A 15,253-nucleotide genomic window follows, 5' to 3' on the forward strand; every position below is an offset into this window, starting at 1 on the left:
ACTATGATTTTAATTTTTCCGCTCCATTTTTATCTTGAAAAAGAGAGAATACAACACGGGCAGGATAACGAGCGTTACCACCGTACCGATAAACAATCCACCCATGATAGTTACCGCCAACGAGCCGAACATATCATCGTTAATCAAGGGAATCATACCGAGAATCGTGGTCATCGCCGCCAGAAACACCGGACGCAAACGGGAAGACGAAGCATCGAGTAAAGCGAGCACTTTATCCTTCCCCGATCGAATCTGGATATCCACCTCATCGACAAGTACAACGCCATTCTTGATCATCATACCGACCAATCCGAGGGCTCCCACGATAGCCACGAATCCAAATTCCTTACCCGCCAGAAGCATCCCGAGCACCACCCCGGTAATGGCAAGCGGCAAACAAAGAATAATCATTAGCGGACGACGGAAGTCCTTGAACAAGGCAATAAGAATTGCCAACACGAGAACGATGCCGAGAGGCACATTCTTGAATAGGTATTGCTTGGATTGCGTACTCGCAAGGTATTCCCCCTGCCATTCCGTGGAATAACCCGGCGGGATATTCAATTGCTCGATCTTGGGCAAAAGACTGTTACGCACGTCGTTTGCCGTGTATCCCGGGGCATTGTTACATTCGGCCGAGATGGAACGCTGCCCGTTGTAACGGCGCACCACGGGAACCTCCCACGAGGCCGTGATACCGTTTGTAGCTTGATTCAACGGGGTAGAACCCGCCACGGCTGTCATCACTTCGTCGGGAGATATCATCCCCGCCATCAGTTCTTTCACCGTTTCAATATTCAACATATTAGTCGAGGGCACCAGACTCCACACCGGAACGTTATTCAACTTTCCGGGACGTTGCCGATCCTTCCCGATACTTTTGATATATATGGGCAAATCATGCTCTCCCTCGTAATACGAACCCACGGGCAACCCGTCGGTCGTTGCCAATAAAGCCAGTCCCACGTCCTCGCGGGAAAGATTCGCCACCCGGGCAATCGGCTGATAGTAGTCCACGTTAAGCACAGGGGTGGTTGGTCCCCAGTTATTCGTCACCAATACCGTGGTCGAATCCTCTTTCATGATCTCCTCCACTTGGGCACAAAGCCTTTTCAACACAGCGGGATCGGGTCCCGTAATCATAAACTGCACGGGAAAATCCATGTACATGAGGTTGTACTGCTTCATCCGCACGTATGCCTCCGGGTAATGCTCGGAAAGGTAACGCTGCAAGGTATCGAGATTTGCTTTCAGGGTTTCGGGGGAAGTGAAGTCCACGATCAACTCCCCGTAACTGAGCGCGGGTTCGGCGACCGTACGTACCAGATTGTAACGTGACGGGGTTCCCCCAAGACTCGTGGTTACGGTCGTGACCTCCGGTTGACTTGAAAGGTAACTTTGTATCGACGCCAGATCACGTTTCACCGTTTGAGGGTTCGTACCGTATGGCATCTTGTATTCTATATACAATTGATTGTAACTCAAATCGGGGAAAAAGCCCTGTTGTATGAATCGGAACAAATATACACTGACGGCAAGTACAAGAATCACCCCGCCAAGTACCCACACCCGATGGCGTACCGAGAATTGCAGCGTGGAACGAAACGCCCGGTACGTCCGGGTACTGTACATCTTCTGCTCGTCCTCCACCTCGCCCGGTTTCACCCGCAAAGCCCGATCGGCTTGGATTGGCACGAAAGCGAGGGCAAGAATCCAACTCAACCACAGGGAAACTGCCAGCACGATAAACAAATCCCGAACGTATTCGCCCGTCGTGTCGGGAGAAAGGAATATCGGCAGGAAAGTCAAGATACCGATTGTTGTAGCCCCGAGTAACGGCCAAGCGGTCTTCTTCGTGATATTAACCAGCGCGGCGGGTTTCGGGATTCCCTTCTTCAAATCGACCAGAATACCGTCCGTTATCACGATAGCGTTATCGACAAGCATTCCCATCGCCACGATAAAAGAAGCGAGCGAAACCCGCTGCAACGTACCGTGCATCATGTATAACACGAGCAACGATCCTAAAACCACGATCACCAATCCTGTCCCGATAATATATCCGCTCCGGAAACCCATGAAAAGCATCACGACAAGAATCACGATAATCACCGATTCGATCAGATTGACCATAAACACGTTAATGGCACTCCGTACTCTGGCAGGCTGAAAGAAAACCTTCTGGAAATCTATCCCCGCCGGAATAATCTCTTGTTTCAATTCTGCCAGCTTGTCATCCACTTTTTTACCCAGTTCGAGAATATTTCCCCCGGTTTCCATGGCAATGGATATAGCTATTGCCGGTAAAGTATCATATATCAAGCCTTCCCGCTGGGGTTCCACGTATCCTTTCGTGATTTGCGCCACGTCCGAAAGTCGTATCTGATCCTCCTCGTGCCCTTTAATAAGCAAGTTCCGGATGTCGTCGATCGCCTTATACGCCCCGTTCACGTTTACACGTACCCGTTTCTCCCCGCTGTCGAAATAACCGGAGTACACGGTTTTGTTCTGTCCGTTGAGCGTCATGATTATCTCTGCCGGGTGAACTCCCATGTTTGCCATCTTGTCTTCCAAGAACTCGACATTTATACATGATTGCCGTTCCCCGTACACGTCCACACTGCTCACCCCGTCAATATCCAGCACGGAACGCCGGACGAGTTCGGCGTAGTCGGACATCTCCTGATAATCAAAACCGTCGGACGTCATGGCATAAAACATACCGTACACGTCCCCAAAATCATCCATAACAATAGACGGTTGGGCACCATCCGGGAGTTGGGATTGTACACCCATCACTTTTCTTCGTAAAATATCCCACTTCTGCTGCAATTCCGCTAACGGAACCGTACTGCTCAACTCCACCATAATCTCCGACACGTCGTCCATCGAACGAGAGGACACGTGGTCCAAATCGCCCATGGAACGAATCGCTTTCTCCAGTACGTCCGTCACTTCCAACTCCACTTGATAGGCAGAAGCCCCCGGATAGGCCGTCACCACCATAGCCTGCTTCACGGTAATCGCCGGATCTTCCAACTTACTCATCGTGAAAAACGAGTATATTCCCCCCACTACCAAAACGAAAACGAAGAAGTAGACAAAAGCTCTATTCTTTAATGCATATTCCGTAAAGTTCATAATATATTGTTGCTAGGCAACGTTGCAAGTTATCAGGTTGCAAGTTGCAAGTTAATTTCAAACTCCCTCCCCCTTCGGGGACTCCCTCTATAAACAGAGGGAGAACTAAAATACTCACCGTCTTCGGTAAGATTCACCGCTCCTCCTCTGTTTAGAGAGGAGGAGGCGGCTATGCCGACGGAGGAGTTCAATCTAAAATCTAAAATCCTTAAATCTAAAATTAAAGCAGTCCTCCCACGTTGGAAGAAGACACGGGAGTCAATCGCCGTACTTTCTGTCCGTCTTTAAGAGTATTGGTTCCTGCCGAAACAATCACCGTCCCGTCCGACAGATCGGATTCGACAATTACCTGTCCGTCCTTATGCAGTTCCACAATCTGAACAGGATGCATCCCCACGACCTCTTTCGCGGTGTCATACACCCATACATACGACTTATTCTCTTTCTGGAAAAGGGAAGAAATGGGAACAACAGCAAGACCTGCTTGCCCGGGAGTAAAACGAATCGTCACGCTAACGCTCATCCCTGCCGCCAGACTCAGATCGGACTCCGGTTTCATCCGGAAACGGACCTTGAACAATTGATTGTAATTCGCCTGTTGTGTCATATCCAGCAATTCCAAAGGAATCTTTACCCCCGGGTACACGTCCGCCTCGCAATAAAATTCCTCGAAACTCTCCCGACGGATAAAATCACTGGAAGGTATATCTATATTTACCTCGTAGTAATCATTATTAATCATGGACAACACGGGAGTCCCCGTGTTCACGATCTCGTGGGCATCGAAAAATTTCTTTTGAATATACCCGTCAAACGGGGCTTTCAGTTTCGTATCATTCAAGGCATTCAAGTGGGCATGATACAATGCCGCAATTCGTTGCTTCGCTGCAACCGCCTTGTCATAATCATTTACAGGGACACTTTTCCGGTGATACAACTCGATCACCCGATCCGATTCTCCCGTCACCTGCTCGTACTCCGCCTTCGTGGCGTCATACTGCAACTTGTAATCCCTAGGGTCTATCTCTGCCAGCACTTGTCCCTTCCGCACATACTCTCCCACCTCTGTGTTGAAACGTAAAATAGGACCCGCTACCCGGAAAGCCAGCTGCACGTCGGAAGCCGCTTTTATCTTCCCCGGAAAAGTCGTACTACTCTCCCCTTCATACTTCTGCACCTCCGCTGTCTTTACCAGTTGCGCTATCTCCAAACCGGGCGTAGCCCTACGGCAGGAAAATACGAGCAACAAAAGTCCCGACACGGAAGCCCATTTCAATACCGAAAACACTGTCTTGTTCATATATATGTCATTTAAATCGACTATATATACTCAAAAGCCCGTGTTAAAGTTTCTATAAAATCATTTATCCTCTATATATTCCCACTTGACGGCATCACCTAAAAGCACCTGATCCGCCTCCCCCTCGTCAGTCAGCACGACTTTACATTCGCCCGGAGAAAGCCGGTATCGTCCTAATAATATCCAACCGAATGTCCCGTCACACTCCCCGACAACCTCTTTTTCCTCATTGCCATTTGTCAAGGTATAATATTGCCTAAATCCCGCATCACTCTCTGTTGTCGAAAATGCGGTCACCATGGAAAAACCGGCGGTTATACCTTTTCCCTGCTTTTCCTTATCGACTCTATAAGCACTCATCTTTGGCGGAATATAAGCATAAACATCATATTCGCCCTCCTTTTCGATCCGGGTAACCCACTCCATACTTGCACCCCCGCCTTGCATCATAAAGGCATGAGTACGTTTGGAAAGCCCGTAGGCACTCTCATTTTGTACGTATCCCGGTCGTACTTCCACTCCATCCATGAGCTGTATCGACCTATTCTGGCGCAGATATTTACTCTCCGGCTCCTTGGCGAACAAATCGCGTAACCGCTTCTTGGATGAAGACTGTACAATACGGAAACCCTCTTCCTCGTTATCTACCACGGTCACGTTTTCACCGAGGAGAAAATAAGAGCGCCCGAGCTCTCTCTCGTTATCGCCGGTTTTATCATCTGTCGTACCCCCTCTCTCTCCACTCAGAGTTGTCGGAATATTCAAAGAAAGATTAGTATTCAAAGTAATCATACCCTCGTCAAAATTAGTCACGATCTCCTTCCCGCTCTTTGCTTTTATCAAATAATTACGAGTGATGGTAGACTCTTCCATTCTTCTTCCGAAATTCCAAGCGGAACCGCCGGAAGAGGGACGCCCCTCTGTCTTCCGGGCTTCGATAGATACCACCCCGTCCACATCACTATCATTAAAAATAGTAAGACGCACCCTCGAGGCACTGCCGCTCAATCCATCTATATACACGCTTCCATTACCTATAAGAGATAAAATTCTATTCATCTCATCCGCCTTTTCTTTATCTGCACCCACGGACGCCGCTTTAAAATCTTTTATCCAAAATTCAGGCAATCGCTTATTCGTGTACCAAGAAGGCAATACATCCCGCCAACGGACGCCGAATTCCCGTGCAAAGGTTTCATCAAACTGGTCGAAATCAATCTTTTGGAAACGATGTGTCGCGATATATCCATCCAAGAAATCGACGACCTGCTCTTCTGTCATATCTCCTAAAGCCAATCTCCTGACCAGCTCTTTTGATTTCATCCGTAATACACGAAACAAAACAACCGGATCAAGTTCTCCGTCATGGAAAGCCTCTTCAAAACTATGAGAAGAAAGGTAATTCAGAGCACGTTCTTCCGCCATCTGGCCGGAATAATCTCGTGAGCGACTCTTTAATATGTTCAATAATACCGCGTTAATAATCGAATAATCACCTGACCGGAAACAAAGCGAATAATCGTAAAACATAGAAGCGGCATAATACAAACTGTTGCGTGTCGAAAGATTGTTTCCTGCCACATTCTTGATTGCCGAAGGACCAAACCACCGCATAAGTATCTGCCCCCGATCATAATTCATGGTCGTGGCACTTGTCAATAAATTAGTCAAACTCCCATGAACCATTTGCCGGAGTCTGTCCATTTCGGACATATTATCAAAACCTGCAACGGAAGCTATCACCTTCATTGTCCTTTCCATTACCGCCTTGTGATCAGACCAAACCCCGACTCCCCGTTCCGGCAGAAAGACCATCTCGGGTTGGATATATTCACTCGTCCCTTTTTCCTGCCGGAAAAAACTCGCTAAAGTTATCGGCGTTTCAATCAACTTCAAACCGGAATAAAGATAAGAATGACGCATCTGATACTCGACAGTTTCCCGCATCTCCCGGATTAACCCGGGCAATGAATCAGACAACGCCTCCAAGCCCCTCAAAATATCATCATGCCCTTTGAAAAGATAAAGTTCATATCGCACGGAATCAACGGTTATCTCCCTTTTCTCGTAACCGCCGATACAAAGTGAAATTCCCGGCAATGGAAGGTGATTCGTGAAATGTAACCCGTTATCCGTTTTTTCCTCATCCCCTTGTGCAATAACCGTCCGTTCGCCCGGGTTCGATATTTGCAACGAATAGAACGTGAACTCCGGGGATACGTCATACGGGTGAGCCGGATTCACGGGCGGTGTCGTTGTCGGATACCACAGACATTCCGGTGTCAGAAAAGTGAAATTCTTATCCAAAAACATGAACCTCTTTCCGTAACGGCATTTCAAATAAGCATTACTTTCCTGCTCGAACACGATATCATCAGGCACTCCCAAGTAACATATCCGCTCGTCTATTCCACCCCGGTACACTACCGTCAGCACGATCTCCTCGTCAGGTTGTAATTCCCTTCGTACCCGAATCACTTGTCGCTCCCGCTCGAACGATAAATCCGAATCCCCCTTGATCGAAAGCACCTCCAAATCCGGGTTCAAATAAAGAATAATCTCCGGTAATGTTTCCCGTGTACGGTTCTGTATCAATAGAGTACTTTTCGCGCTCATTTCATCACCTTGTTGTTCGAAACGTATATCATGACGTGTCACGCTGCCTTTCGGCACGTTATTATATTTATTGTAAGTCTCCGTGTAAACCTTTCTCACGGAGATTTTTTGGGAGTGAAAAGAATAAACAAGACCTCCCGCCATAACACCCGCTATCATGCAAGCAATAGAAAATCCCATCACGCGTACCCGGTTCACCGGACGATTGGAAAGTCGCTTGAATAAACACACCGTGAATCCGAGAAAACCGAAACCGACAAGCAACCAACACAACCGCTGTAAAAGATAACCGGTCAAATCCGAATGTCCCGTCACGCTCGAGAAAGTATTCGGCAAGCTATGTCCGAACGGGTCGAAAACACCTTGTCCCATGCCCCCGGCATAAAAAATCGTAAATCCGACAACCATCAAAAGGAGTAAAATACTCAAAGCCTGATTACGTACCCAAGTATGGATAAAGAAAGAGAGTCCAACCATGAAAATCAATGCCGGAATAATCAAAGTAACCAGATAAAACAAATATATCCACACGTTCATCGGGGAGCTACTGGCAAAAAGATGCAGCAAAGAACCGAAAAACAAAGATACAATCGCCATCACGATAAACACCCCCGCGAACCCGGTAGCCATACCCAGTACATACTCGGCATTACTCTCCGGACGATAATAGATCGTGTCCATCGAATCCAGCTTCCTCTCCTTCGTCAGAAACATTCCCGCCAGAAATATCAACGGAATAGCCTGCAATCCCGCGAACAAATAAGCATTCATGTAAGGGAAAAACGAAGACAGGCTAATTAACCCGCTATTCGATAGCATAAAAAGATTCGACTGAATCAATATTTGGTATAAAATAATACAACAGAACGTCAGTAAAAAGAAGATCCGAAACAACCAACTCCGCAGCAATAGCCTAGAGTTGTAAGCGGCAACCGTTCTCAAATTGTGAAGATTCATGATGACAGCATTTAAAAGTTCTTATTAGTCAAGGGCTTCGCGCACGTTTTCACAATGATAGGAAGAATAAAATACAATTGCAAGTAAATGAGCATCTTTCTTCATAAATCACGATGTACTCTTCTTGCATGATCACACGTTACTTTCCCCTTACACGGCTGTCAGCAATCACCGAATCACGGAATCATTCAATCCAAAATCAGTTCAGTCTTCCCGTCGCCTTCAGATATTTCGTTTCACTCAATCTCAATTCGGCCTTGGCATCGATCCAATCGCTCCACGCCTTCTGCCATTGGGCTTGTGCTTCCAGATAATTGGTAATCGTTTCCATTCCCACCTCGTACTGGTTTTTGCTCACGGTCAGGTTTTCTTCCGCTTGACTCAAAGACTTGCGAGTCAGAGTCACCCTCGTTCGGGCATCCTCGATATTATAACGGGCACGGGCTATTTCCAGCAACATCAATTGAGTCATCTCCTCTTTTTTCAATCGGCTCATCTCCTCTTCTGCCTTCATCGCCTTGATTTTACCTCTTCCTTCACCCCAATTGTATATAGGAATCTTCAATGACGCTATCGCGGAAAAAGAAGAAACATCCGTGGACTTCCCGTTTAACGAGATACCCCCGTGATACCCGTATGATGCGGATACCCCTAATTCAGGCAGGAAATCGGAACGTGTCAAGGCAACCTCCCTGCTCTTCAACTCGACCTCTTTTTCCAACAAATTATATTCCGGGCGTCCTTCCACCCCTTCATTGCTGTCCAATACCCCCGGCGTCACGTTCTCCTGCAAAGAATCATTCACCAGCAACGCGGAATGAAGATCTATGCCTATCACCCGACAAAGATTCATACCCGACAAAGCTCTCCCGTTCTCCGCCTTTTGCAACATTAACTCCGCCTCATTCAGACGCACCTGTGCTTTCAGCAAATCGTTACGGGAAGCCATCCCCGTTTCAAAAGCATCCGTCAGGTTGCGCACCAGCTCGGATACCACCAATTTATATTTCCCGGCGGAAGCCACCAACTCCACCACCCGCAAATATTGCCAGTACGCCTCGTCCGCCTCGGTAATCACTTCCGCCCGACTGTACTCTTTATTAATCTCTGCCATTTCTTTACCGATAGAAGCCATACGATAAGCAGAACGTACCTTTCCACCCATGTAAACGGGTTGTTCCAACATCACTCCCGCCGAATACGCCCCCCGCAAGCCTAATTCCAAATCAATATCCGGCATAAAAGCGTATTGATTAAATATCGGGTTCCCGTCCGGTCCAATCAACGGCTCGTTCGTCAACGGGTTCAACAAATAATTCGGCTTCAACGTCCCGTCCAATTGAGGCACAAATGTCGGCAAATACCCCCCGTCAATCGTGAACGAAGTCTTTTTCTGCATGTAAGCATACAAGCCCGTCGCCGAGATTTTAGGCAAGAAATTGGCTCGATATGACTTCTTGTCCGCTTCCGCCTTTTCCTCTTGCTTCACGGCAATAGCCATTTTCTTGCTGCTCTCCAATGCCATTTCCCGGCATTTCTTCAAATCCAGATGTACCTGTCCGAAAACCGAACTACAGGCAACCGACAACAATATTACTAACGCGTATCTCATAACTCTTTACCTGTTACTTTTTTATCCTTGAAAAATACGGCATACAACACGGGGATAAACACCAGCGTGATCACCGTCCCCACCAACAAACCGCCCATAATCGTCACCGCCATCGAGCCGAACATATCATCACCCAGCAACGGTACCATTCCCAGAATCGTGGTCAACGACGCCATCATCACCGGACGGAAACGAGAAGAAGACGAATCGAGCAATGCCTGTGTCTGATCCTTCCCGGAAGCAATTTGCAACCCGATCTCATCCAACAGCACCACCCCGTTCTTAATCATCATACCGATCAACCCCAACGCCCCGACTATCGCCACGAAACCAAATTCCTTGCCACTGATCAACATTCCCAAAACGATACCGATTGCCGCCAAAGGCAAACAACAGAATATAATGACGGGTTTCTTGAAATCCTTGAATAACATGATCAATATAGCGATCATCAAAATTACCGCCAGCGGGATATTGGCAAACAAGTAACGCATGGAATCCCCGCTCGCCTTATGTTCTCCCAACCATTGCATGGCATAACCTTCCGGCAACGCTATCGTGTCGATTTTCGACAGCAATAGCTTCCGGGCACTCTCGGCTGTATACCCGGGGGCATTATTACATTGCGCCCGCAAAGCACGCTGCCCGTTATAGCGACGCACCACGGGATCTTCCCACTTCATCGTGATTCCCCGCGTAGCTTGATTCAACGGAATCGAACCGATCGTCTGTGACAACAAATCTTCTCCCGAAGTCGTCCCCATCAACAAACCTTTCAGCGTTTCTTCATTCAAAGCGGCAGTCGAGGGCAACATACTCCACACGGGAATATTATCCAAGGCTTCCACCTTCTCGCCCTTACTATCCAGACTCTTCAGATAAATCGGTTTGGCATGCACCCCCTCGTAATACGAGCCGATAGGCATTCCATCCGTGGCGGAAAGCATGGAAAGTCCCACGTCCGAACGGGAAAGACCAATCGCTCGGGCAATAGGCTGGTAATAATTCACCATCAGAGTCGGCGTCATCGGCTCCCAATCATTCGTCACCAGCATCACCGCGGGTTCATCCCGCATGATCTGCTCCGCCTTCTCCGTCAACTCCTTCAACACCGCCGGATCAGGTCCCGTGAACATCAACTCTATCGGGTATTTCTTGTACATCAGGTTATACCGCTTCATCCGCACGTAAGCGTCCGGATAATTCGCCGTGAGATAATCCTGTATCTCCTCCATCGTTTCTTTCAACGCCTCCGGGGTTGTGTAATCCACGATCAACTCCCCGTAACTCATCGACGGTTCGGCAATAGACCGTACCAGATTGTAGCGGGCAGGAGTACCCCCGATACTCGTCGTCACGTGTGTCACCTCGGGGCGGTTCATCAAATAGTCCTCGACCTCCGCCAAATCGGATTCCACCCGCTCCACTCTCGTGCCCTCCGGCATCTTGAATTCTATATATAACTGCGTGTAACTCAAATCCGGGAAAAATCCTTGCGGGATATACCGGTACAGGAAAGCCGTGATCGCCAGCAACACCACAACCACCCCGATAGCCATCGACTTGTGCCAAAGCATAAAAGAAAGGAATTGCCGGAACAAACGATATATCTTACTGTCATACAACTGCTCTCCGCTCTTCTTGGCTTTTACCTTCAAAGAATGATCCGCGTGAATCGGTATATGCGTCAATGCCAGCACCCAACTCAACAACAACGACACCGCCAGCACGATAAACAAATCCCGCACGTATTCCCCCGTCGTATCCGGGGATATAAATATCGGGAAAAACGCCAGTATCGCTATCAACGTGGCTCCCAACAAAGGCATTGCCGTCTTCTTCGCTATATTCGTCAACGCCGCCGGACGCTTCACCCCCCGTTCCAGATCGACAAGGATACCGTCTACAATCACGATTGCATTATCCACCAGCATCCCCATCGCCACGATCAAAGAACCCAACGACACCCGTTGCAACGTCCCGTCAAACAAATAAAGCACCACGAAAGAACCTAGCACGATAATCACCAACCCGGTACCGATAATCACACCGCTCCGGAATCCCATCGTCAGCATCAGCACCAGAATCACGATAACCACCGACTCGATCAGGTTAACCATAAACACGCTTATCGCGTCATTCACCCTGTCCGGCTGAAAAAACACCTTGTGAAACTCAACACCCGTGGGAATCCTCGATTCTTTCAGTTGTTCCAGTTCCCGATCCACCTTCTTTCCCAGACTCACGATATTCCCGCCTTTCTCCATGGACACGGCAAGCCCGAAAGCCCGTTTCCCGTCATAGCGCATCTCGTTGCGGGAAGGTTCCTCGTATCCTTCCGTCACGCTGGCAATATCCCGCAAGCGCAACTGATCGTCCTCGTGTCCCTGTATAATCAGATTCTTTATATCCTCTACCGAATGATAACTATCATTGACCGCCACCCGCAAACGCTGATCCCCGCTGTTAAAATAACCGGGATACACCGTCTTGTTCTGGTTATTCAACGTGGCAAGCACCTCCATCGGATGCACTCCGAGATTTGCCATTCTATCCTGCAAAATCTCTATATTGATACACGCCGTCCGGTTCCCGTAAATCTCCACCCGACGCACACCTTCCACTTCCTGCAATTCACGTTTCACCAGTTGGGCATAGTCCAACAATTCCTCGTCACCGATACCGTCCGTCGTAATCGCGTAAAACATCCCGTACACGTCACCGAAATCGTCCATCACCACGGAAGCCCGTGCCCCATCCGGCAATTGCGCCTGCGCATTAGTAACCTTGCGGCGCAAAATATCCCATTTCTGTTCCAACTCATCCGGTCCCACGGTACTCTCCAACTCCACCGTAATCATCGACAAATCAGCCATCGACTTCGACTCTATACTACCGATAGCCCCCATCGAACGGATGGATTTTTCCAACACGTCCGTCACTTCCAATTCCACCTGATGCGCCGAAGCCCCCGGGTAAACCGTCACCACCATAGCTTGTTTCACCTTGATTTCCGGGTCTTCCAGCTTACTCATCGAGATAAAAGCAAAAATACCCCCAATCACCAGCACGGCGATAAAAAACTTCACCAGCGCCTTATTATTCAATGCATATTCCGCGAGATTCATCATATTTTGTTGCTTCGCAACGTTTAAAGTTCATAAAGTTTATAAAGTCCATAAAGTTTATAAGGTCAATGGGCACCGCGGGACGCTTTGTTCACGGCAGCATAGCTGCCGAATCTTAAATCTAAAATTTAAAATCTAAAATTAAAGCAGTCCCCCCACGTTCGTCTTCGATACCGGCTTCAACAACTCCACCTGCATCCCCTCCTTCAAACTATGCACACCTGCCGAAACGACAATCTCACCGGGAACCAATCCCTCGGAAACGATCACTTCACCCGTCCTCAATAACTTCTTCAACAGCACGGGACGTTTCTCCACGGCCTGTTTCCCCGGATTATACACCCACACGGAAGCCTGTCCGTTATCCTCGAAGATCGCGGACAACGGCATAATCACCAGTGCATCCATGTTAGGATTATAACTTATCGTCACGTTCACGCTCATTCCGGCAGCAATATCCAACCCCTCCACCGGCTTCAGACGCAACCGCATCCGGTAAAGCTGATTCAAATTAGCCTTTCTCGTGATTTCTATCAATTCAAGAGGAAACTCCTTTCCCGGAAATACATCTATCGTGCAAAAAAACTCCTTAAACTGATCCTGCCGTACAAAATCACTTGACGGAATATCAATCTCCACGTCAAAATAATTACTGTTAATCATCGACACTACCGGATAACCCGCCGCTACCGTTTCATGCGCGTCATAATATTTATGCTGTACATACCCGTCAAAAGGAGCCGTCAGACGCGTATCCTCCAACGCGTTTTTATGCGCGTTATACTTCGCCGTAATCTGGTTGATTCCCGACACCGCCTTGTCATAGTCATTCACGGGAACACTTCCCCGCCGGTACAGTTCCATCACCCGCCCGGCTTCCTCCTTCACCTGCTTATACTCCGCCTCGGTCGCCGACAACTGTATCTCGTAATCCCGAGGGTCTATCCGCGCAAGCAACTGACCTTTTTTCACGAATGCCCCCACCTCCGGGAACACGTTTTTTATAGGACCCGCTACCCGAAATGACAATTTCACCTCCGAGGCAGCCTTAACCTTCCCCGGATAAACAACAGACAATTCTCCCCGGTAATCTCTCACCGTATCGGCTTTCACCGTTGCTCTCGTACGCTCTTGCCCGGACTTATTATTCCCGCAAGCACACAACAATAAAACGATCCCCAGCAGGGGAAGCACAACACCTTTCATCATCTTTTCATTTAAACATTCAGATTCAGTATCTTTCTGTCCCGGTTACGAAACCACTAAATCTTTTTTATTTTTTAGCTTTCTATACTCTATTTTATACAACAAACATGCCACAATAAAATAAACCGCCACTAAAATCCACAATCCCCAGAACTCCGGCAATACCTCTGACAAGGTGGCACCCGTGTTATTAATTTTCACGAAACCGTCTATCCCGAACGACGAGGGAAACAACTTGCCGAACCATACCCAATACTCCGGGATAGCCGACTTCGGCCACGAGATCCCCGAAATAAACATCAACGGTACCGACGTGAATACAAATATCAGAAACGGCATTTCCCGTTCCCGGCTCAAGAATGACATCGCGATCGCGAAAAAGACACACGCCAACAAGAACGGGAACAAAAACAACATCAATTCCCCCCGTTCCCCGATCTGTGTCATCCCAAACAAACGGGGCACGATAAAAAATACCCAATACCCCATGACAAAATAAACTGGGAGATAAGCGAACGCCTTACCCAACACTACCCGCGCGGGACGACAGAAATGACATCCCACGGGCAACTGGCTTCTTTTGCGACGCCTGTCCCGTTCCGTCCCGGCAATCGTTCCCACTCCCAGCAACAAAGATTGTTGAATCACCAGAATCAATACCGCCGGAATCAGGAAAGAAGTAAAACCACCCTGCGGATTAAACAACTTCACATCCTGAATCTTCACGGGCGACGCTTTAATCTCTTCCGTTATCTTCGTGGCATACTCCATACCCCGTATCTGGATATCCTTACTCATTTGCAAAGCCACATCCGTTGCCGCCATAAGCAAAGCCTTGTAATTCAACAAAGCCCCCATATCACAGAACAGCGACACGTGCGCCTGCTCCCCGAGAGCTATATTCTTGCTAAAATCCTCCGGTATCTCCAGAACCCCGTAAATATCTTTTTTATACATCAAAATCTTCGCCTCTTCCATATCCGCACAACGTGCCACGACATCCACGCTTGCCGTCGCGTCCCAGTTCCGGATAAACTCCCGACTCGCCGCCGACTTCGAATGATCGACCACGGCAACAGGCACCTCCCGTGCGATCTCGTTACTATAAATGAACGTGTACACGATCGGGTAACCCAACGTCAACGCCACAAAAAACGTCAACACGGCATGATCCCGAAAAATCGAGTAAAACTCCCGTTTGAAAACGTAATATATATCTGTCCAAAAAATCATCATTCCATTTTAGATTTATGATTTATGATTTTAGATTTCAACCTGCAACTTACCGCAGGC

General features: G+C 48.2%; 7 protein-coding genes. All 7 read right to left on the reverse strand.

The window, feature by feature from the left end; genetic code table 11:
- Nucleotides 1-9: 9 nt before the first annotated feature.
- Entirely contained in the window at nucleotides 10-3,141 is a 3,132-nt protein-coding gene (locus tag H8S64_RS01395) for an efflux RND transporter permease subunit (RefSeq protein WP_186974652.1), read from the reverse strand.
- A 220-nt stretch (nucleotides 3,142-3,361) separates the two neighbouring features.
- Nucleotides 3,362-4,441: an efflux RND transporter periplasmic adaptor subunit gene (locus H8S64_RS01400; protein WP_099291054.1), complete on the reverse strand. Its 1,080-nt coding sequence runs from the start codon at nucleotides 4,439-4,441 to the stop codon at nucleotides 3,362-3,364.
- Nucleotides 4,442-4,501: 60 nt separating this feature from the next.
- Nucleotides 4,502-8,014 carry an ABC transporter permease gene (locus tag H8S64_RS01405; protein WP_186974653.1) on the reverse strand — a complete coding sequence of 1,171 codons (3,513 nt, stop codon included), beginning with the start codon at nucleotides 8,012-8,014 and terminating at the stop codon, nucleotides 4,502-4,504.
- A 199-nt stretch (nucleotides 8,015-8,213) separates the two neighbouring features.
- Nucleotides 8,214-9,626 (reverse strand): TolC family protein, encoded by a 1,413-nt coding sequence (locus H8S64_RS01410; RefSeq protein WP_099291056.1) that lies wholly within the window; start codon nucleotides 9,624-9,626, stop codon nucleotides 8,214-8,216.
- Nucleotides 9,623-12,754, reverse strand: a complete 3,132-nt coding sequence (locus H8S64_RS01415; RefSeq protein WP_186974983.1) for an efflux RND transporter permease subunit — start codon at nucleotides 12,752-12,754, stop codon at nucleotides 9,623-9,625. The genes H8S64_RS01410 and H8S64_RS01415 overlap by 4 nt, the downstream gene beginning before the upstream one ends.
- Nucleotides 12,755-12,895: 141 nt before the next feature.
- Nucleotides 12,896-13,963 carry an efflux RND transporter periplasmic adaptor subunit gene (locus H8S64_RS01420; protein ID WP_186974654.1) on the reverse strand — a complete coding sequence of 356 codons (1,068 nt, stop codon included), beginning with the start codon at nucleotides 13,961-13,963 and terminating at the stop codon, nucleotides 12,896-12,898.
- 42 nt (nucleotides 13,964-14,005) lie between these two features.
- Entirely contained in the window at nucleotides 14,006-15,196 is a 1,191-nt protein-coding gene (locus tag H8S64_RS01425; RefSeq protein WP_186974655.1) for an ABC transporter permease, read from the reverse strand.
- Nucleotides 15,197-15,253: the final 57 nt, after the last annotated feature.

This window comes from Butyricimonas hominis (assembly GCF_014287455.1).
Classification (GTDB): Bacteria; Bacteroidota; Bacteroidia; order Bacteroidales; family Marinifilaceae; genus Butyricimonas; species Butyricimonas muris.